This window comes from Arthrobacter sp. StoSoilB19, from assembly GCF_019977275.1.
Taxonomy (GTDB): Bacteria; Actinomycetota; Actinomycetes; order Actinomycetales; family Micrococcaceae; genus Arthrobacter.
In genome coordinates, this window is the sequence record NZ_AP024650.1 from 405,181 (window position 1) to 425,287 (window position 20,107).

A 20,107-nucleotide genomic window follows, 5' to 3' on the forward strand; every position below is an offset into this window, starting at 1 on the left:
GCCGCCGCGTCCCCCAAGGATCGCGACGGCCGGCAAGGCGATTCAGTTGTAGCACAAAGCCCGCATCTTCCCATGTCATACGCACTTCCATGCGTAATGATGAGGGCGGAAGCGGGAATCAGGCCTTTGTGCCCGTCCCGTCGGACGTACCAAGGTTGGTGGTGTCCGGGTGCGTGCTGTGGGCCGGGATGTGGTCTTCGCCCAGGCTGGTGGCATCGCTCCCCACGGAAGAGGCGGTGGGAGTACCTGTGGAAGGCCCGGATGACTGGCTTCCGCTGGAGCTGCCCTCCCGGTGCATCGCAGAGCCAATGACCGTGCCTGCCCGGCGTGCGGCTTCACCCAACTGGTCCGCAACCTCGGGAGCCTTTTCCTTGATGGCCTCGGTGGCCACGGATACCTTGTCCTGGACCGGCTTGCTGTCCCAGATGCCGGCTGCCCGGGCCTTGAGCTTGTCATAGGCGGCACGGCCTGACCGCGAGCCGAGGACATAACCTACAGCAACGCCTACACCCAAAAGAAGCTTGTTTTTCACGATGAACTCCTGCTCTGCGAGAAGGTTGTCAGTCCCGGCCGGCGTATCGGGCGCCCGTTACCGGAGAAAAAGAAAGCCGGCCTGGGGATGGTGTCCCCAGGCCGGCTTCCTGGCTTGCCCGTACAGTTATCCGCGGGCGCTTCGCTTGGTGACCATGCCGTAGATGGCAAGGACGATCAGCGAGCCGACGATCGCCAGCAGCCACGTCTGGATCGAGAAGAACTCCTGCAGTCCGCTGCCGAAGATCATTCCACCCAGCCAGCCACCGAGGAAGGCGCCAACGACGCCCAGGATCAAGGTGATGACCCAGCCGCCACCCTGCCTGCCCGGGAGGATCGCCTTAGCGATCGCACCAGCAATAAGTCCGAGAATCAGAAATGCAATAAATCCCATTTGTTGCTCTCTTCCTGCTTAGAGGAGGCCTCCGGGTTCCGGAGGCACTTCATCCTTCTGCCCCAATAGTAATCATGCTTACTATCTATTTGCCAACCCCGTTTTTGGAAAAAGGTGCAGTTCAGGCGTGTTTTAGTGCCCGGTTTTGTCCGAGTCGTTGCCCGCACCGGGGCCCTCGTCGAGGATCGATAATTCCGCTAGATCCTGCGGGTCCAGGGCGAAATCGAACACGTCCAAATTCTCTGCCATCCGCTCCGGGGAAGCGGTCTTGGGAATCGTTACCAATCCGTTTTGTATGTGCCACCGAAGGACCAGTTGGCCGGGTGTTTTTCCATGCTTTTCCGCCAACTGGGTAAGGATGGGAGCACCCAATAAGCCGGCGCCCGATCCGCCAAGCGGGCTGTAGGATTCCGTGACAATCCCGTGGCGTGCGTGGAATTCACGTTCTGCGGTTCGGGTGATTGCGGGGCTGAGCTGGATCTGGTTCACCGCCGGAACCACATCAGTCTCCGCCATCAGCCGTTCCAGGTGCGCGGGCTTGAAGTTGGACACCCCGATGGACCGGACTTTCCCCTGTGCCTGCAGCCGTTCGAACGTCTGCCACGTGGAGACATACTGGTCCCGTCCCGGCAGCGGCCAGTGGATCAGCAGCAGGTCCACATAATCCAGCCCCAGGCGCTTCAGGGATCCATCCAGGCCCGCCACAGCGCGGTCGTGGCCCTGGAATTCCCCGTCCAGCTTGGTGGTAATGAAGAGTTCGCTCCGGTCCACCCCGCTGGCGCGGATGCCGTTGCCCACGCCGCGTTCGTTGCCGTACTTCACGGCGGTGTCGATGTGCCGGTAGCCGGCTTCCACGGCGTGTACGACGGCGGCAGCCACCTGTTCGTCGTCCAGCGGCCAGGTGCCAAGCCCCAGTTGCGGAATCCTGTTGCCATCATTGAGGTCGATGAGGGGTGCAAGTGTCATGCCATCAGTCTGCCCTCCCACGGCCGTTCCTGTCCCTAGGCGGGGTCCTCAGCCAGCTTCCGCTTCAAAATCTTCCCGCTGGGCCCCAGTGGGAGTTCGGAAAGAATCCTGATCACCCGAGGGTACTTGTACGCCGCGAGCTGGTTGCTGGCGAAATCCATCAGCTCCGTGTCGCTGACGGTTGCCCCGGCATCCAGCACGATCGCCGCTGCGATTTCCTGCCCGTGGACGTCATCGGGGATGCCGTAGACGGCAGCACTCACCACAGCCGGGTGGGTCAGCAGGATTTCCTCCACTTCCCTGGGATAGACGTTGTATCCGTTGCGGATGATCATGTCCTTCTTGCGGTCCACGATGGTGAGGTAGCCGTCGTCGTCCTTCGTCCCCAGGTCACCGGTACGGAACCAGCCGTCCACCACCGCCTCCGCCGTTGCCTCCGGCCGGTTCAGGTACCCCTTCATCAGCAGGTGCCCGCGGATGACGAGTTCACCGAGTTCCCCGTTGGGCAGCAGCTCAATGCTCTCCACCGTCTCCGGGCGGGCGATTTCGATGTCGACGCCCCAGATCGGGATCCCGATCGTTCCGGGCCGCGGCGCCGTGCCCACATGGTTGAAGGCCGCCACCGGGGAGGTCTCCGTCAGGCCGTAGCCTTCATGGATTTCCACCCCGAAGACGTCGCGGAACTTGTCCATGACGGCCAGTGGAAGCGATGCTCCGCCGGAGATGCCGTAGCGGAGCGCCGTGGGCCGGTCCGGCACGGTCTTGGCGGCTTCCAGGAGCGCCACATACATCGTCGGTACGCCCAGGAAGATGTTGACGTTGTGCCGTGCCAGCAGCTTCAGGGCGTCCTCGCCGCTGAAGCGCGGCATAAGCACGATGGTGGCCCCGGCGCGCAGTCCGGTGTTGAGGACCACGGTCTGTCCGAAGGTGTGGAAGAGCGGCAGTCCGCCGAAGAGGACGTCGCCAGGCCGGAAGTCCATCACGCTGGTCAGCAGGACACTGGTCTGTTCCACCAGGGCGAAGTGCGTGCCCAGCGCGCCCTTCGGTTTACCGGTGGTGCCCGAGGTGTACAGGATGGTGGCTGTATCCGACGGGCGGCACGGCTCATACGTCCGGATCGGCTCGGTGCGGGCGGCCTCCGCTTCCAGTCGGCGGAACCCGCCGTCGTCGGGAGCCATCACGGTCAGCACGTCAATGCCGTTGGCCGCCGCGCCGGCGGCCCCCTCCGCCAGCAGGGGAGCGGCGCAGACCAGCAGCTTGGAACCGCTGTCCTGGAGGACGTACTCGATTTCGCGTGCCTTCAGCAGGGCATGCACCGGGACAACGATGGCGCCGAGCGACAGGATGGCGTAGTACACCCGGGCGAAGTCCGGGACGTTGGGGATCAGGACGGCGACGGCGTCTCCCGGGCCGATGCCGCGGGCCCGCAGGGCTCCGGCGTAGGCCCGGGTCTGGCTCCAGAGGTCGGCGTAGCTGACCTGGTCCTCCCCAACGACGAGGGCAATGCTGTCCGGAGTCCTTTTGGCTGATTCAGCCAGGACGGCTGCGACGGAGATGGTGGCGAAGCCGTCGGCGGAGTGGGTATTGGTCATGGCCTGCTTCTTCGGTGGGAGGGTCATGCTTTGAGGATGAGGGCGTCGCCCTGTCCGCCGCCGCCGCAGAGGGCCACGACGCCGGTGCCACCGCCGCGGCGCTTCAGCGCCAGCGCCTGGTGCAGCACCAGGCGTGCGCCCGAGGCGCCAACGGGGTGGCCCAGGGCGATGGCACCGCCTTCGGCGTTCACGGCTTCGGGGTCGATGCCCAGGTCGTTGGCGGACTGGATGAGGACCGAGGCGAACGCCTCGTTGATTTCCACCAGGTCCAGTTCCTGGACCGTGAGCCCCTCGTCCTTGAGGGCGCGTTCGATGGCCCGGGCAGGCTGGGAGTGCAGGGATCCGTCCGGTCCCGCCGTCTGGCCGTGTGCTCCGATCTCGGCGATCCACTCCAGCCCTGCGGCAATGGCGGCCGCCTTGCTGGCGATGACCAGGGCTGCGGCGCCGTCGGAGAGGGGAGACGATGAGCCGGCGGTGATGGTGGCCGTCTCCTCCTTGGAGAACGCAGGGCGGAGCTGCGCCAGTGATTCTGCCGTGGTTTCCGGACGGATGCCCTCATCGTGTTCAAGCGTCACGGCAGGGCCCTTCCGCTGGGGCACCTGGATGGGGGCGATTTCCTCGGCCAGCACCCCGGCGGCCCGGGCCGCTTCGGCGCGCTGGTGGGAGCGGGCCGCCACGGCGTCCTGCCCGGCACGGGTGATCCCGCGCTCGGCGTTGCCGGCGTCGGTGGCCTCGCCCATCAGCTTGCCGCTCACGGGGTCCTGCAGCCCGTCGTGGTTCAGGGAGTCGAGCATGGGAGCGTCGCCGATGACGACGCCGGCGCGAAGCCCGGGGACCAGGTGCGGTGCGTTGGTCATTGACTCCTGGCCGGCGGCGACAATGAAGTCCGCTTCCCCCGTGCGGATCATGCGGGCGGCGTCGATCACGGCCGTGAGGCCGGACAGGCAGAGCTTGTTGATGGTGATCGTGGGAACGTCCCAGCCGATTCCGGCGGCCAGGCTGGCCTGCCGGGCGGGGCCTTGCCCGGCACCGGCCTGGATGACCTGCCCCACGATGACGGCGCCGATCTGCTCCGGGGCAACGCCTGTCCGTTCGAGGGCCGCCCGGATGGCGTGGGCGCCGAGTTGGCTGGAGGAGAAGGGCGTGAGCCCGCCGCGGAACCGCCCGAACGGGGTTCGGGCGCCGCCCAGGATGACGGGGATGTTGGCGTTCTGGTTCAAGAACAGTCCTTTCGGGGATGCGGGGCGGAGATCAGGCGAAGGCGGACATGCCGGTGATGCCCCGGCCGATGATCAGGGCCTGCACAGTCTCGGTGCCTTCGTAGGTGTGGATGGCTTCGATGTCGGCCAGGTGCCGGGCCACGCGGTTTTCCAGCAGGATGCCGTTGCCGCCCAGCAGGTCGCGCGCATTGGACGCTATGCCCCGGGCGGTCCGGGTGCAGGTGTACTTGGCCAGCGACGCCTGCTCCGGGGTGAGTAATCCGGCGTCGTCCAGCCGTGTCATCTGCACCACCATCAGTTGCATGGTGGCCAGTTCGCTGAGCATCCGGGCCAGCCGTTCCTGCACGATCTGGGAGGCGGCCAGCGGCCGCCCGAACTGCTTGCGCTGCCTGGCGTACTGCACGGCGGTCTCGTAGCAGGCGGTGGCGTGCCCGACGGCGGACCAGGCCACGCCCAGGCGGGTGGCCAGGAGGACGCGGGCTGTGTCCTTGAAGGTCCGGGCGCCCGGCAGGACGTTCCCTTCCGGGACAAAGACGTTTTCCAGCCTGATATGGGCCTGCCAAATGGCGCGCAGGGCCAGCTTGCCCTCGATCTTGGTGGCGGTGTAGCCGGGGGAGTCCTGCGGGACCAGGTAGCCATGGACCTGGCCGTCGTCGCCGCGGGCCCACACAACGGTGACGCCACCTACGGAGCCGTTGCCAATCCACTTCTTTTCGCCGTTGAGCAGGAAACCACCGTCGGTACGGGTCGCCGTGCTTTCCAGGGCCACCGAGTCGGAGCCGTGGGTGGGCTCCGTCAGGGCAAAAGCGGCGTACTCGCTGCCCCTGGCGATCGGCGGGAGCCAGCGCTCCCGCTGCGCGGCTGATCCGCATTCCGCCACGGACCGCAGGGCCAGGCCGCCCTGGACGGCGATCATCGTGGCCACGGAGCCGTCCCCGCGGCTGATTTCCATGTTCACCAGCCCGGCGGCCATGCTGCTCATCGGCGCGAAACCGTCAACCGGCACGCCGTCCCGCAGCAGGTCCAGTTCGCCAAGGCGCCGGAGGAGGTGCAGGGGGTACTCGCCCCGCTCCCAGTAGCCGTCGATGACGGGGAGGACCTCATCCTGGACGAAGCGGCGGGCCCGGTCCCAGTACGCGCGGTCCTCATCGCCAATGCGGGTGAAAACGGATGCGGGGTCAGTCCCGAGGGCCTCGGTCAGAAAGTAGTCCGGCTCCACGGTGCCTGCAGGAAAGCCTGCGGGGCTTTCGGTGCGGCCGGACACGTCGGTGGGCGACGTCGTCGTCATTAATCTGCATCCTTTGAATCAGTGGCGGGAAGCATGTGGCTTGCACCACACCGACCAAGGATGCCTTGAAACTCAGTTCCACGTCAAGAAACTGGGTACCACGGAGGGGTGCAGCGGACTAGGGAAGGGCGTCGAGGACGGCCTGGGCGATCGCCTCCCTGCCGGCCTGGCCCGGGAGAACGGTGACGACGACGGTCGGCGCGGGTTGGGCGGTGGCGGCGGCACCAAGGAGTGCAGGCCGGAACGTTTCTGAGAGGGCACGAAGTTCGGCCGCGAGGGCTGCAGCCCTTTCCCGGTCCCCATCGTCGGTTTCCCCGGCGCCGGGCGAGGCGCGCAACCACTGCCGCAGGAAGGCGTTGTGCACGGCCACCACGGCTGCGGCGAAGGCCACGGCCTTGTATCCGCTCCGCTGGTCCTCCGGCAGCCTGTCGTTCAAGTATTTCAGGAATGCCCGCTCGTACCGGTGCGACGTGACCAGTTCGCGGTCCCTGAGGGCCGGAACCGCCTGCAGCAGTCCATACCGGGCCCGGGACGTATCGCGGTTCCGCATATGGTGTTCGAAGACCAGCAGTGCCGCGTCCGCGACGGCGGCCAGGGGCTCGAGCCTGGATTCCGCGAGCCGGTCATTCACCTGGCGCAGGATCCGTTCGTGGTCGGCGAAGACCACGTCCTCCTTTGACCCGAAGCGTCGGAAGAACGTGCTCCGGCTCATGCCCGAGGCCTCGGCAAGCTCCTCAACGGACGTTGCATCGAAACCCTGCGAGGCCAGGAGCGCGATGGCGGCGGCGACAGGCTTATCGACGGGCTGTTCGGAAGGGGGCAACGTCATGCGCCGAAATTAGCACAGCCGGCAGGCATCGCTGGCCCGCCGCTGGATGCGGCGGCCCCAGCGATATCGGCGACGCAGGCTCAGGCGCCCTGGCGGGACCAGCTGGTGAGCTTGTCCGAAAGCTGCATATAGGCTTCGTCCACCTGCTGCAGCTCCGGGTGGCTGTCGTACCAGTCCACAATTTCCCGGGCCCCGTCCGCGAACGGGATGGTTGCGGTGTAGTCCGGGACCAGGGACTTGATCTTGGTGTTGTCAAAGACCACTGAATGGGACCGGTCGCCCAGGAGGTTGGAACCGAGTTCCTGGTCATGGGCGGCGATGGTCTCGGACGCCACGTGCACCAGTTCCGGCTCCCGGATCCCAGCTGCCCGGGCGAACAGCCGGTAGATCTGGTTCCAGGGCAGGTACTCGTCAGAGGTGATGGTGTAGCTCTCGCCCACCGCTTGCGGCCTTCCGAGCAGCCCGACGAACGCCTTGGCGAAGTCCTTGCTGTGCGTCAGCGTCCACAGCGAGGTGCCGTCGCCGTGGACCATGACGGGGAGGCCGCTGCGCATCCGGTGGATGTCCGTCCAGCCGCCCACCATGGCGATCTTGGTGCGGTCGTAGGTATGCGACGGCCGGATGACTGTCAGGGGGAAGTCCTGCTCCCGGTAGGTCCGGAAAAGCAGTTCCTCGCACGCGATCTTGTCCCGGGAGTACTGCCAGAAGGGGTTCTTCAACGGCGTCGACTCCAGGATAGGCAGCCTGGTGGGCGGCTTCTGGTACGCGGAGGCGGAACTGATGAAGACGAACTGGCCAGTCCGCTCCCGGAACAGGTCCATGCTTGTTTGCGCCTGGTCCGGGGTGTAGGAGATGAAGTCCGCGACGGCGTCGAACTCCCTGCCTCCCAGGACCTCCCGGACCGACGCCGCATCCCGGACGTCCGCGTGCAGCACTTCGGTCCCGTCTGTGACCGGCCGGGTGGACCGGCCCCGGTTCAGGATGGTCAGCCGGTGGCCGAGCTCGACGGCCCGTTCCGCCGCCGCGGTGCTGATGACGCCGGTGCCGCCGATGAAGAGGATGCTCCGCGGCGCCACCGTATCGGCAACAGGCGGGGTTACCACGCGTAGTCTTCCGGCGCCGTGCGGTGTCCCGGGAAGATGTCGTCCAGCCGCTTGAGCGCGTCGTCATCGAGGGAGACGTCCAGGGCGCGGATGGCGGCGTCCAGCTGTTCCTGGGTGCGCGGGCCGACGATCGGGGCGGTCACGGCAGGCTGGTGCAGGAGCCACGCCAGGGCAACGTCGCCGGGCTCATGGCCCAGTCCATCGGCGAAGTCCTCGTACTGGCGGATCTGGTCCTGGTGCTTCTTCAGGGTTTCGGCCGCCCGTCCTTCGGTCCGCCGCACGCCCTGGCGTTCCTTCTTCAGCACACCGCCCAGCAGCCCGCCCTGCAGGGGCGACCAGGGGATCAAGCCAAGGCCATATTGCTGTGCCGCCGGGATGACTTCAAGTTCCACCTGGCGCATGAACAGGTTGTAGATGGACTGCTCGCTGACCAGGCCGGTGTAGTTCCGGCGGCGGGCTGCTTCCTGGGCCTGGGCGATGTGCCAGCCGGCAAAATTGCTGCTGCCCGAGTAGAGGATCTTCCCCTGCTGGACGGCAACTTCGATGGCCTGCCAGATCTCGTCCCATGGCGTGTCACGGTCAATGTGGTGGAACTGGTACACGTCGATGTAGTCGGTCTGCAACCGCTTGAGGCTCGCATCCAGGGCCCTGCGGATGTTCAGTGCCGAGAGCTTGGATTCATTGGGCCGGTCCGTCATGGTGCCGTAGAGCTTGGTGGCCAAGACGGTGTGCTCGCGGCGCTCGCCGCCCTTGGCGAACCAGCGCCCAATAATTTCCTCGGTCCAGCCGCGGTGGTCTGCCCCGCCGTAGACGTTGGCGGTGTCAAAGAAGTTGATGCCGGACCCGTGCGCGGAGTCCATGATGCTGTGGGCGTCCGCTTCCTCCGTCTGAGGCCCGAAGTTCATGGTGCCCAGGCAGAGGCGGGAAACTTTCAGGCCGGAGCGGCCAAGGTGCGTGTACTGCATGGAAAATCCTTTCGGTGGCGGAGCGTTCCGGCGGCTGGGTTGCCGGACGCTACATCTGGGTGAAGGCGGCGACGGCGGGATCGGACCCGATGCGGGCACCGGACTCCAGTGCCGTGATGGCGGCCAGTTCGTCCTGGGAAAGCTGCAGGGACGAGGCTGCGAAGTTTTCCCGGATCCTGTCCGGGTTCGCCGACTTGGGAATGACGATGTTTCCGCCGGCAAGGTGCCAGGCGAGCACAACCTGGGCTGCCGTGGCGTTGTGGGCATTGGCGATTGCCGTGACGGCGTTTCCGTTCAGGTCCCCGCCCTGCCCCAGCGGACTGTAGGCCTCCACCGCGATGCCCAGGCCCCGGCACTTGGCTGCGAGGTCCGCCTGCTGGTAGCTGGGGTGCAGTTCGATCTGGTTGACGGCCGGAACGGTTTCAGCCGACTCCAGCAGTGTGTCGAGGTGGTCGGAGAGGAAGTTGGAGACGCCGATGGCGCGGATTTCCTTGTTCTCGTACAACCGCTCCATCTCCTTCCAGGCCTGGACGAAGAGCCCCTGTGAGGGGACCGGCCAGTGGATGAGGTAGAGGTCGATGAAGTCCAGGCCCAGTGCCTTGCGGCTGTTCTGGAACGCTTCCTGCGCCCGGCCCTGCTCGCCGTTGCGGAGTTTGGTGGTGACGAAGATGTCCTCACGTGCTATCCCGGTGGCGGCAAGTGCCGCCCCCACCCCTGCCTCGTTGCGGTAGGCCGCGGCGGTGTCAATGTGGCGGTAGCCCGCTTCCAGCGCGTCCTCCACGGTCCGCTGGGTGTCCTCCGGAGGGACCTGGAAGACGCCGAAGCCAAGCTGCGGGATGGTGACGCCATTATTCAGGGTCAGGTTCGGGGTCAGCTCTGACATGGTGTGCTCCTTGGAAAGTCTGGTGCTGGGATTTAGGGCCGGGTGGGGCGGGGGTATGACGCCGTCCAGAAAGCGGTTTCCACCGGCTCACTCCCGAGCCTATGCACTTTTCGCCATCAAGTCAGCAGGCAAGGCTGTTCCTGTTTTTCCTAGGACTGCCAGTCCTACCTTCGTTGTAGAGGAGGGCAGTCATCGCAGGCAGAATGGTCTGCATGGGTCAAAGCGCGGAGTTCGGAAAGTTCCTCAAAGCCATGCGGTCCCGGTTGAGCCCGGACGTTGCCGGAACGGGTCCCAGCACCGGGGCCCGAAGGGTTCCGGGGCTGCGGCGGGAGGAGGTGGCGCGGCTTGCCGGCGTCAGCACCGACTATTACGTGCGGCTGGAGCAGGGGCGGAACATCCACCCCTCGCGGACGGTCCTGGATGCAGTGGGCAGGGCGCTGCGCCTGGACAGCAGCGAACACGCGCACATGCTGGACCTGCTGGAGAACTGCGCCGGCGCTCCCCGCGAACCCGGCGCGAACACTGCGCAGGGTGTCCGCCCGGCGCTGCGCCAGCTCCTCGACGCCGTGGGGGAGGTGCCCGCGATGGTGCTGGGCCGGCGCAGCGATGTCCTTGCAGGCAACCGGATGGCCTTCCTGTTGTTCACGGACTTCCCGGCACTGCCGCCCGCGGAGCGGAACCTCACCCGCTGGACCATCCTGGACCCCGCAGCCCGGGAACTGTTCAGGGACTGGAAGACGGTCGCGGCGGAGGCCACGGGATCCCTTCGGCTGGACGTGGGACGGCACCCCAACGACCCCCAGGCCAGCCACCTGGTGGGCGAGCTCGCGGTCCACAGTGAACACTTCCGCCAGTGGTGGGCCGGGCACCGGGTGGCCACCCGCTCGGCCGGCACCGTCCGGCTGCACCATCCCGCGGTAGGGGACTTGGAGCTGAACTTCGAAAACCTTGTCCTGCCGGAGGATCCTGACCAGACGCTGCGGGTGTACTCCGCGCGGCCGGGATCGCCGTCGTCGGACGCCCTTGCCCTGCTGGGCAGCCTTGGCGCGGGGACGGACGTCCGCCCGGGCCGCGACCCCGCGGCGGTGGGCGAAAGCGGAGAAGCGGGCTGAAAGCCGCCGTGCTCCTGTACATTCGTCCAGCGAAGGGCGGTGATTCTGGCCAGCCGCCCATTGGCCGTTGACCAGGCGTTTCCTAGGGTGGGAGTACACGTTTTCCCTGCCCAGTCTTCACACCCAGGATGGTCTCAACGATGAAACGCATCGCCCTGCTGAAGGAGCGCCAGGCGTCCGCCGGCGCCGCTTCCACCGCCACCGGTTCGCACTGCCCGGTTTCGGGTCTTTGGAGCCCGGACCTCGATCCGCACACGGTCCTGTCCTTCTTTGAGGGCCACGTTTTCCCCGCGTTCGACGGCGTCCCAACAGTCTGGCGGCGGCGCAGCCAGGGCACAGCGAACTAGGGCGCCTTAAAGCAGAACTGACCCGCAGTCACCGTCGTTAAAACCAGGTTTTGCGACGATGGCTGCGGGTCAGTTGCTTAAGTCAGTGCTCTTCCAGGCGGAAGCCAATCTTGATGGTGACCTGCCAGTCTGCGATCTTCCCGTCCTCCAGGTGGCCGCGGACCTCCTTGACCTCAAACCAGTCAAGGTTCCGCAGGGTCTGGGATGCCTTGGCAATACCGTTGCGGACGGCGTCATCCACGCCCTGGGTGGAGGTGCCGACAATTTCAGAAATGCTGTACGTGTGGTTGGACAACTTCGCTCCTCGTGATCATCGTTGCTCCCGGTTGCGGGCCGTCCCTGAAGCCTAGTGGGACTGCGGGAGCGTTGAACAGACCCTGTCCGCGCGCCGGCTACTTGGCTTCCAGCACCAGTTGCTTCAGGTCGTCGAGGGTTTGCTGCATGTGGGCGTCCATGGCCTGGCGTGACCGGGCTGCATCGCGGGACTCCAGGGCCTCGGCAATGTTCTGGTGATGGCCGATGGCGTGCTCCTGGATTGCCGGAACGGCAGAGGTCTCAGTCCGGCGCTTTTCCAGCACGCGGTGCAGCGGCTCGAACAGGACCGATACGAAGACGTTCCCGGATGCGTGCAGGATGACGTCATGGAAGGCCAGGTCTGCCTCCACGAAGGCCGCGACGTCGTTGATGCTGTGGGCGGCCTTCATTGCCGCGATGTAGTTGAAGAGGGCCTTGATGTCCTCCTCGGCGATCCGTCCGGCCGCAAGCTCGCAGGCTCCCGTTTCGAGCATCCGGCGGAGTTCGATGAGCTGGATGGAGGCGTCTGCATCATTTTTGCCCTCGGACGCGGCCCGGAGCACGGCTTCCAGCGAAGCCCAGCGGCTCAACGGGTTGACGAATGTTCCCCGGCCCCGCTCCACGCTCAGGATGCGTTGGGCCTGCAGCGTCTTCATGGCTTCGCGGACGGTCATTCGGCTGACCTCGTGGCGGGCACTCAGTTCGTGCTCGCCGGGAACGGTGGAACCGGGTGGAAACTCGCCTTCGATGATGCGGTCCAGCAGTTCGTCCGCCACCACGCCTACCAGTGACTTCCGTGCCATGTTGCCCCCCGATCCCTGTGCCCGGCCGACGCCTGGCGGATATGTCAGACAAGTGTACTTGCGCGTCCGTATGCCGTGTGCCACACTAACATTCAAATGCAAGATGTCAGACATCTTACAGTTACCCTTACATCAGGATCCGTCCGCCCGGATCGCTACACAACGGAGTGCACTGTGACGCTTGAAGCAGACGTTCTGGCCGCCTACCCGGCTGACATGGAGATCCCCGCCGGGCTGGTTGCCGGCGCGCTGGCCGCTTCCAACGCGGAGGTTCCCCGTGTCCTGGTAGTGCTCGACGACGACCCCACCGGCACGCAGTCCGTGGCGGACCTGCCCGTTCTCACCCGCTGGGACGTGGAGGACTTCACCTGGGCCTTCGGCCAGGACAAGCCCGCCGTCTACGTCCTCACGAACACCCGCAGCCTCGACCCGGCAGAGGCCGCGGCCCGCAACGGCGAAGTGGTCCGGAACGCCCTGGCAGCAGCAGGTTCCGGCCTGCGCCTAGGCTTCGTCAGCCGCAGCGACTCCACCCTCCGGGGCCACTACCCGCTGGAACCGGACGTCATCGCAGCCACTGTTGCAGCAGTGAGCGGGGAAAAGACCGACGGCGTTGTCCTGGTTCCCGCATTCCCCGACGCCGGCCGGCTCACCATCGGCGGCGTCCACTACATGCGCGGCACTGGTGACGCCAAGGGCACCCTGGTCCCCGTCTCCGAGACCGAGTTCGCCAGGGACGCCTCCTTCGGCTTCAGCACATCCGTCATGGCCGACTACGTGGCGGAAAAGTCGCAGGGCAGGTTCCCCGCAGACTCCGTGATCGTCCTGGACCTGAACATCATCCGTGCAGGCGCCGCCGCGCAGGACCCGGCCATCTCCGCCAAGGCCATTGCCGATGCCATCGAGCCGGCCACCGACTCCACGCCCATCGTGGCCGACATCGTCACCGAGAACGACTTCCGGGCACTGGCCCTGGGCCTTGAAGAAGCGGAACGCCGCGGCAAGAACCTCCTCTACCGCGTCGGCCCCCCATTCGTCCGCGGCCGCATCGGCCAGGAAATCCGCACCGCGCTCACGGCCGAAGAGGCCTATGCCGGCAACACCCCGTCAGAGGCGGGCGGCCTGATCGTGGTGGGCTCGCATGTTGGCCTCACCACCCGGCAGCTGAACGTCCTCACGGCCCAGCACAGCTCCGCGCGCATCATCGAGATCGACGTCGAAAAGCTCCTCGGCGCCGAACCGGACGCCAAGGCGCACCTGGACCAGACGGTGGACGCCGTCGTCGACGCCCTCCGCGCCGGTGACGTCATCGTCCACACCAGCCGCCTGCTCATCAAGACGGACGACCCCGCCGAGAGCCTGCGGATCGCCCGGACCGTCTCCGCCGCCGTCGTGGACGTGGTCAACCGGACCCTGAAGACCTTCCCTCCGCGGTTCGTCATCGCCAAGGGCGGCATCACCTCCTCCGACGTCGCGGCCCACGGCCTGGAAATCCGCCACGCCATTGTCCGCGGCCCCATGCTGCCCGGCATCGTCAGCCTCTGGGAACCGGTGGACGGACCTGCCAAGGGCATCCCGTACATCGTGTTCGCCGGCAACGTTGGCGACGACGACTCCCTGGCCCAGGTCACCCGCAAACTCAGCAACACCTTCTGATCCCCACCCGGCACGAACCCTGATTCCCGCAAGAATTCAATGGAGAACACCATGACCAGCAATTACACCGTCACCGTCCTGGGCCTTGGCGCCATGGGCCTGCCCATGGCCACCCGCCTGGCATCCCAGCTGACCGTCCACGGCTTCGACATCGCCGAGCCCCGCCTCAAGTTGGCGGAAGAAGCCGGCATCGCCACCTTCACCACGGCACGCGAAGCCGCCAAGGGCGCCAACGCAGTCCTCCTGGCCGTCCGCAACGGCGAACAGCTCAACGACGTCCTCTTCGGCGAGAACGGCGTGGCCTCCGTTCTCGAGCCGGGCGCCGTCGTGATCCTCGGCAGCACCGTGGGCACGGACGCCATTCCCGCCACCGTGGCCAAGCTGGCCGAATACGGCGTGGACCTGGTGGACGCCCCGCTGTCCGGCGGACCCAAACGCGCCGGCGAAGGTGACCTGTTGATCGTCGTGGGCGCTTCCCCCGAAGCCCGCGAGAAGGCCGCCCCGGCCCTGGACCTGCTGGCCTCCACGCTCACGGTGGTGGGCGACAACCCCGGCGACGGCCAGGCCCTGAAGACCGTCAACCAGCTCCTGTGCGGCGTCCACATCGCCGCCGCGGCCGAGGCCCTGGCCCTGGCCGACGCGCTGGGACTGGACCAGGCCAAGACCCTCGCCGCCCTGGAGGCCGGCGCCGCAGGTTCCTTCATGCTCTCCAACCGTGGCCCCCGCATCCTTGAGGCCTACGACGAGGACGGCGCCGAGGTCCTGTCCCGCCTGGACATCTTCGTCAAGGACATGGGCATCGTGGGCAAGGCCACCCGTGCCGCCGGCCTGGCAGCCCCCGTTGCCGCCGCCGCCGAGCAGCTCTACCTCCTGGGCCAGGCCCAGGGCCTCGCCGCCGCCGATGACTCCGCCGTCATCAAGGTCGTTGCGCCCACAAAGCGCACCAAGTAGGCCCACCCGGCAGTAGGCCCTCAAACGGTGCGACGACGGCGGTCCCCCCTCCGCCGTCGTCGTACCTCCCAGCGCTGTCGGCTTTGTTCCGCAGCGTTCCATCCCCGCCGTAAGACCTGATGCCCGTCTGCCCCGGACGGCACGTCAAAGGAGACATTTTCCCGTGAACCACCTCATGACCCCGCTGATACAGCGGGCGGCCGACGCCCCGGCCATCAAGCCCGCCGTTGAGCTGGGCACCCCGGTACTGCTCACCATCGCGGCGGTGGGCATTGCCATCCTGCTGGTGATGATCATCCGCTTCAAGATCCAGGCCTTCGTGGCCCTGCTTACCGTCAGCATCCTGGTTGCCGTGGCTGCCACCATCCCGCTGCAGGACATCTTCACGGTGGTGTCCGGCGGCGTGGGCAGCACCATGGGCAAGGTGGCCATCCTGATTGCGCTTGGCGCCGTGCTGGGCCGGATGATCGAGGTGTCCGGCGGCGTCCAGTCCCTCGCGGACCACTTCACCCGCAAGCTGGGCGCCAGGCGGGTGGCCGTAGCGCTCACCGCCGTCGGCTTCCTGGTGGCCATCCCCGTCTTCTTCGAAGTCGGCATCATCGTGCTGGTGCCCATCGTGTACGCGTTCGCGAAGATCGCCAAGGTCCACCCGGTCAAGTTCGGCCTGCCCATGGCCGGCATCATGCTCGCTATCCATGTGGCAGTCCCGCCGCACCCCGGGATTGTGGCCGGTGCGGGCGTGCTGGGTGCCGACATCGGACTCATCGCCCTGATCTCACTGCTGATCTGCATCCCGCTGGGCTTCCTGTCCTACTGGGTTGCCGCCATCATGAACCGCAAGGACTACGAACTGCTGCCGGCCGTCAAGGCCCAGGTGGAGGAGTTCGGCTCCGACTCGCTGGTCAAGGTGGGCCACGACGGCCCCGGTGCCGCCGCCATCGCACCTCCCCGGCCGGCCCTGATCATCTTCCTGATTGCCGCGCCCATCGTGCAGATCCTCCTGGGTACCGCCGGCACCCTCATCCTCCCCAAGTCCCACCCCCTGTATGGCCTGGCGGCCTTCGTTGGCAACCCCTTCCTGGCGCTGCTGGTGGCAGTAGCGCTGTCCTTCTTCCTGCTGGCCGTCCGCCGCGGCTGGTCCTTCAAGGAAACCGGTGAAATCTTCGAAGGCTCCCTGCCTCCCATCGCCTCCATCCTGATGGTGGTGGCCGCCGGCGGCGTGTTCGGCAACGTGCTGCAGGTTTCAGGTATCGGTTCGGCGCTCTCCAAGACCCTGGACACCCTGGGCGTACCCCTGCTGCTCCTTGGCTTCATCATTTCGCTGGCGCTGCGTGCGGCCCAGGGTTCAGCCACGGTGGCCATCGTGACCACCACCGGCCTGTTGTCCGCAGCGGTCAGCGGCGGCGGCTACAGCCCGGCGCAGATCGCCGTGATCGTGATCGCCATCGGCTTCGGCGCCCTGGGCCTGTCCCACGTGACGGACGCCGGCTTCTGGGTTGTGGTCCGATACTACGGGCTCACCGTTTCCGACGGCCTGAAGACCTGGACCGTGCTGACCACCGTCCTGGGCCTGGCCGGCTTCGCGCTGACCTTTGTGGCCTGGATCCTGGTGGGAGGACTGGGCGCCTGATGCAGACCCGACTGGACCACCTGGTCACCTCCGCCCTGCAGCAGGGTTCCGCGGTACCCGCTTTCACCTGCTACGACTTCACCACCGCGCTGGCCGTGGTGGGCGCCGCAGAGGAATCCGGCCGGGGCGTAATCCTGCTGGTGGCACCCAAAACCGCCGCCACCGCGAACGGACTCCGGCTCATCGCGGCGCTGCGCGGCCTGGCCGACGCTGCCGCGGTGCCTGTCGCGGTGCAGCTCGACCACGCCTCCGACCTCAAGGTCATGGCCGACGCCGTCGCGGCAGGGGCGGATTCCGTCCTCGCCGACGGTTCATCCCTTCCGTATGAGGAGAACATCTCACTTGTCCGGGCGGCCCGGGCCCTGCTGGGCGCCGACGTGGTGCTGGAAGCGGAACTGGGCGGCCTTGCAGGCGACGAGGACCGTGCCTTCTCGGCCGAGCAGCCGGCCGGCCAGTCCGGCGTGGACGTGGCAGGACTGACGGACTCGGCGCAGGTGGAGGACTTCGTAGCCCGCACCGGTGCGGAACTGCTGGCAGTGGCCGTTGGAAATGTCCACGGCAAGTACAAGGGTGAGCCGCGGCTGCGCTGGGACGTGCTGCAGGACATCGCGGCGCGGGTCCACATTCCGCTGGTCCTGCACGGCGCCTCCGGCATCCCCTCCGGGGAGCTCGTCAAGGCTGCGGCCATGAACGTGGGCAAGGTCAACTTCAACACCGAGCTCCGGACCGGGGTGCTGGCCACCCTCCAGGACCAGCTTCCCGCCCACCGCGCGGACGGGGAGAACCTGCAGGGCCTGCTGGCCACCTGGAACCGGTCGGCCAAGGGCTTTGCCGCCACCACGCTGGCCACGCTGGCACGCTGACGTCGCAGCAGGCGCCGCCGCTGGATTGGCGGACCCCACAGGGAGGCTAGGATCAAGCAATGGTCCTGGTCTCCCTTCTTTTTGCCTTCCTCGCCGGCGCGTTGCACGTCTTCATCTTCACCATGGAGTCGCTGACCTGGACACGTCCTGCCACCTGGAAGCGCTTCGGCCTGGCCTCCCAGTCCGATGCCGAGACCACCAGGCCCATGGCCTACAACCAGGGCTTCTACAACCTGTTCCTGGCCATCGGAGCATTCATCGGCATAGGACTCGTGGCGCTTGGCGGCCCGGGATCGGCGCAGGACGTGGCAGGGTGGACGCTCATCTTCAGCTGCTGCGGCTCCATGCTGCTGGCGGCCGCCGTCCTGGCCTTGACCGGGCGAAAGTACCTCCGCGCCGCCCTGACGCAGGGCACCACACCGTTGGTCGCCGTCGTGCTGGGACTCCTGGCAACGCTGCAGTAAGGATCCACAACCGGCTTAAGTCCTTAAATCCGCGCGGCCGCCGGGGGCACAATGGTGGCATGGGCAGCGTCAAGTCCTTATAGGCCCCCATGGGAAGCGCCGGGACGCGGGGGACAGTAACCGGAACGGACACGGCAGACCGTGATCCGGCCATCGACCTTGTCCGCCTGGTCTGCCTGGTCCTGGTGGTGGTGGGGCACTCCATGATGGTCAGCCCGGTCCTGCACCCTGATGGGACCGTGACCACCGAGAACACCCTGGCCGAGCAGGACTGGTTCGAGCCCGTCATCTGGATCTTCATGGTGATGCCTCTGTTCTTCGTCACCGGCGGCATCACGGGCCTGCAATCCTGGCGCCGGCTCAAGGCAGGCGGCGGGACGGCGGCCCAGTTCATCCGTGCGCGCCTCCTGCGGCTGGTCCGCCCGGCCACGGCGCTGCTGGCAACCATGGTGGCGGGCCTGTCCGCGGCAGCCGCGCTGGGCGTGGACCGGCAGGTGGTCCAACTCGTGGCCACCGGGGCGGGCATGCCGTTGTGGTTCCTGGCAGCCTACCTCGCGGCGCAGTTGAACATTCCAGTCCTGGCGGCGCTCCACCACCGCGCGCCCTGGCTGACCCTTGCGCTGCTGGCCGGCCTGGTGGTTGCCGTGGACTGCTTCAGGGGGGCGTTGCCGGACCTTGCCAATGTCAACCTGGTGTTCGTGTGGTGCGCCGTACAGCAGCTGGGTTTCCTGGCCGCCGATGGCTACCTGGCCCCGCTCTCCCGCTCCGGACTTGTGGGCGTCGCGGTGGCGGCACATCTGCTGCTGGGGCTGGTGACGGGGCTGGGCCTGTACCGCGGCAACATGCTGGTCAACCTCAACCCGCCCAACCTGACCCTGGTGATCCTGGGCGTTTCCCAGCTGGCGGTGATGGAACTGGCGCGGCCCGTCCTGGCACCCCTCGCCGGGATCCGCTGGATCGCCCGGCTCCTGCAGCTGGCGGGTGCCAGGTCGCTGACGGTCTACCTGTGGCACCTGCCCCTGTTGGGCGCCATGTCCGGGTTGCTGCTCCTGACGCCGGTCCCCAAACCGTCGTCCGGTACCGCTGGATGGTGGTGGTCGCGCCCGCTGGTGGTCCTTGCGCTGGTCCTCCTGCTCCTGCCGGCGACCGCAGCCTTTGGCCGCCTGGAGGAACGGACGACGGCGCCCCAGGCCTTCCGCTGCAGGCCCGCCGCCGCCGGGGCCGCCGTCGTGGTGGTCTTTATTCCCGTGGCGGACGCCGCCCTCAACGGCCTCTCACTGGGCCTGCTGGCAGCGGGTACCGTGTGTTTCACCGTGGCGATCCTCCTGCTGGGCGGTTTGCCGCTGCGGCGGCGGAGAGCCGTCCCCGGGGGCCGGAAGCGGGGTCCGGGGAAGAGGGGCCCAAGGGGCATTGCCAGCGGCGTGAAGTAGTGCCAGTGTCGAACCATGACCGAGAACACCGCGTCCACGGAGGACACCTTCACCGCCAATGTCTCGCTGCAGCGCAATGACGCCGAGCACCGGTATGAGCTTCTGGTGGATGGAAGGCTGGCTGTCAAGGCCTTCTTCCGCGACCTTCCCGGGCACATCGACTTCACCCACACCGAGACCGGTGAGGAGTTTGAAGGCCAGGGCCTTGGCAAGGTCCTGGCGCATTTTGCCCTGGACGACGTGGTGGCCACCGGGAAGCGCATCATTCCGCACTGCCCGTTCATCTCCAGCTACCTCCGCAAGCACGAAGGCTACGGCCAATTCGTCGACTGGCCGGAACGCTGAGCGGAACTAGCTGGCCAGGGCCTGGTCGGTGACGGGCATGGCGGCGCCGGGATCGTCGATGGTGAAGCCGCAGGCGCACCGGTAGGTGACTACGCTCTCCGGGACGGACCCGGGCCGCATGGCAACGATGGAGTTCCCGTCGACGTAAACGGGCTCCCGGACCGGCATCTCCGCATGGTCTACGCGCTGCATCGGCATACGGCAGTGCATGCGGGAATTCAGGGTCATGAGCAGCCCAGCGTCCACGGGTACGGGTACGGTGGTGGCCAAGAGCTGCCCAGCTGCCTCGCTGCGTTCCCCAAACGCCGTCAGCTGGTTTTCCGGTGCGGTGGTCATTATGTTCTTCCTTGGGCTTTTCACGGAACCGCCGGCGTTGGCAGCCCCGCCGCGAACTGCTTGCGGAGGTTCATCTACGCCATAAGCAAAGCATGCTTACTAAATAAT

Annotated in this window: 22 protein-coding genes; 9 read left to right on the forward strand and 13 right to left on the reverse strand. The window is 66.8% G+C overall.

The features are described from left to right. Nucleotides 1-118 precede the first annotated feature (118 nt). The 10 genes from LDO86_RS01935 to LDO86_RS01980 form a co-directional block, all read right to left on the reverse strand. The gene (locus LDO86_RS01935; protein ID WP_018769626.1) at nt 119-532 is read right to left on the reverse strand and encodes a hypothetical protein; all 414 of its coding nucleotides are present in this window, start codon (nt 530-532) and stop codon (nt 119-121) included. Nucleotides 533-658: 126 nt separating this feature from the next. Next, nucleotides 659-925: a GlsB/YeaQ/YmgE family stress response membrane protein gene (locus LDO86_RS01940; protein WP_018769627.1), complete on the reverse strand. Its 267-nt coding sequence runs from the start codon at nt 923-925 to the stop codon at nt 659-661. Nucleotides 926-1,057: 132 nt separating this feature from the next. Beyond that, nucleotides 1,058-1,891 carry an aldo/keto reductase gene (locus LDO86_RS01945; RefSeq protein ID WP_018769628.1) on the reverse strand — a complete coding sequence of 278 codons (834 nt, stop codon included), beginning with the start codon at nt 1,889-1,891 and terminating at the stop codon, nt 1,058-1,060. Nucleotides 1,892-1,926: 35 nt separating this feature from the next. Continuing rightward, on the reverse strand, nt 1,927-3,483 hold the full coding sequence (locus LDO86_RS01950; protein WP_018769629.1) for a long-chain fatty acid--CoA ligase: 1,557 nt from the start codon (nt 3,481-3,483) through the stop codon (nt 1,927-1,929). Nucleotides 3,484-3,506: 23 nt separating this feature from the next. Continuing rightward, nucleotides 3,507-4,703, reverse strand: coding sequence for an acetyl-CoA C-acetyltransferase (locus LDO86_RS01955; RefSeq protein WP_018769630.1), 1,197 nt, complete (start codon nt 4,701-4,703; stop codon nt 3,507-3,509). Between the two features lie 31 nt (nt 4,704-4,734). Next, complete coding sequence (locus LDO86_RS01960; RefSeq protein ID WP_018769631.1) at nt 4,735-5,991, reverse strand: acyl-CoA dehydrogenase family protein; 1,257 nt, start codon at nt 5,989-5,991, stop codon at nt 4,735-4,737. A 118-nt stretch (nt 5,992-6,109) separates the two neighbouring features. After that, a complete protein-coding gene (locus LDO86_RS01965; RefSeq protein WP_026265827.1) occupies nt 6,110-6,820 on the reverse strand; it encodes a TetR/AcrR family transcriptional regulator in 711 nt (236 codons plus the stop codon). A gap of 80 nt (nt 6,821-6,900) precedes the next feature. Further along, on the reverse strand, nt 6,901-7,923 hold the full coding sequence (locus tag LDO86_RS01970; protein ID WP_018769633.1) for an SDR family oxidoreductase: 1,023 nt from the start codon (nt 7,921-7,923) through the stop codon (nt 6,901-6,903). After that, entirely contained in the window at nt 7,917-8,888 is a 972-nt protein-coding gene (locus tag LDO86_RS01975; RefSeq protein ID WP_018769634.1) for an aldo/keto reductase, read from the reverse strand. The genes LDO86_RS01970 and LDO86_RS01975 overlap by 7 nt, the downstream gene beginning before the upstream one ends. A gap of 49 nt (nt 8,889-8,937) precedes the next feature. Next, nucleotides 8,938-9,771 carry an aldo/keto reductase gene (locus tag LDO86_RS01980; protein WP_018769635.1) on the reverse strand — a complete coding sequence of 278 codons (834 nt, stop codon included), beginning with the start codon at nt 9,769-9,771 and terminating at the stop codon, nt 8,938-8,940. A 212-nt stretch (nt 9,772-9,983) separates the two neighbouring features. Here LDO86_RS01980 and LDO86_RS01985 point away from each other — a divergent pair, with 212 nt between their 5' ends. Both LDO86_RS01985 and LDO86_RS01990 read left to right on the forward strand, forming a co-directional pair. Continuing rightward, nucleotides 9,984-10,883 (forward strand): helix-turn-helix transcriptional regulator, encoded by a 900-nt coding sequence (locus LDO86_RS01985; RefSeq protein WP_026265828.1) that lies wholly within the window; start codon nt 9,984-9,986, stop codon nt 10,881-10,883. A gap of 140 nt (nt 10,884-11,023) precedes the next feature. Further along, entirely contained in the window at nt 11,024-11,230 is a 207-nt protein-coding gene (locus tag LDO86_RS01990) for a hypothetical protein (protein WP_018769637.1), read from the forward strand. Nucleotides 11,231-11,312: 82 nt separating this feature from the next. Here LDO86_RS01990 and LDO86_RS01995 read toward each other — a convergent pair whose 3' ends face one another. Continuing rightward, nucleotides 11,313-11,525: a dodecin gene (locus LDO86_RS01995; protein ID WP_018769638.1), complete on the reverse strand. Its 213-nt coding sequence runs from the start codon at nt 11,523-11,525 to the stop codon at nt 11,313-11,315. A gap of 97 nt (nt 11,526-11,622) precedes the next feature. Next, entirely contained in the window at nt 11,623-12,327 is a 705-nt protein-coding gene (locus tag LDO86_RS02000; RefSeq protein WP_018769639.1) for a FadR/GntR family transcriptional regulator, read from the reverse strand. A 174-nt stretch (nt 12,328-12,501) separates the two neighbouring features. On the opposite strand from LDO86_RS02000, the gene LDO86_RS02005 reads away from it, so the two are divergent. The 7 genes from LDO86_RS02005 to LDO86_RS02035 all read left to right on the forward strand — a co-directional run bounded on the left by LDO86_RS02005 (nt 12,502) and on the right by LDO86_RS02035 (nt 19,663). Then, a complete protein-coding gene (locus LDO86_RS02005) occupies nt 12,502-13,980 on the forward strand; it encodes a four-carbon acid sugar kinase family protein (RefSeq protein WP_018769640.1) in 1,479 nt (492 codons plus the stop codon). Between the two features lie 51 nt (nt 13,981-14,031). Next, a complete protein-coding gene (locus LDO86_RS02010) occupies nt 14,032-14,931 on the forward strand; it encodes an NAD(P)-dependent oxidoreductase (protein ID WP_018769641.1) in 900 nt (299 codons plus the stop codon). A 163-nt stretch (nt 14,932-15,094) separates the two neighbouring features. Then, nucleotides 15,095-16,561 carry a GntP family transporter gene (locus LDO86_RS02015; RefSeq protein ID WP_224084221.1) on the forward strand — a complete coding sequence of 489 codons (1,467 nt, stop codon included), beginning with the start codon at nt 15,095-15,097 and terminating at the stop codon, nt 16,559-16,561. After that, on the forward strand, nt 16,561-17,424 hold the full coding sequence (locus LDO86_RS02020; protein WP_134166060.1) for a class II fructose-bisphosphate aldolase: 864 nt from the start codon (nt 16,561-16,563) through the stop codon (nt 17,422-17,424). Before LDO86_RS02015 ends, LDO86_RS02020 begins: the two co-directional genes overlap by 1 nt. A 59-nt stretch (nt 17,425-17,483) precedes the next feature. Next, a complete protein-coding gene (locus tag LDO86_RS02025) occupies nt 17,484-17,888 on the forward strand; it encodes a DUF1304 domain-containing protein (protein WP_224084222.1) in 405 nt (134 codons plus the stop codon). An 89-nt stretch (nt 17,889-17,977) separates the two neighbouring features. After that, nucleotides 17,978-19,318 (forward strand): acyltransferase, encoded by a 1,341-nt coding sequence (locus LDO86_RS02030; protein WP_224084223.1) that lies wholly within the window; start codon nt 17,978-17,980, stop codon nt 19,316-19,318. Nucleotides 19,319-19,333: 15 nt separating this feature from the next. Then, entirely contained in the window at nt 19,334-19,663 is a 330-nt protein-coding gene (locus LDO86_RS02035; protein ID WP_018769646.1) for a GNAT family N-acetyltransferase, read from the forward strand. 6 nt (nt 19,664-19,669) lie between these two features. Here the strand turns inward: LDO86_RS02035 and LDO86_RS02040 are convergent, their stop codons facing one another. Beyond that, nucleotides 19,670-19,999 carry a hypothetical protein gene (locus tag LDO86_RS02040; RefSeq protein WP_224084224.1) on the reverse strand — a complete coding sequence of 110 codons (330 nt, stop codon included), beginning with the start codon at nt 19,997-19,999 and terminating at the stop codon, nt 19,670-19,672. Between the last annotated feature and the right edge of the window lie 108 nt (nt 20,000-20,107).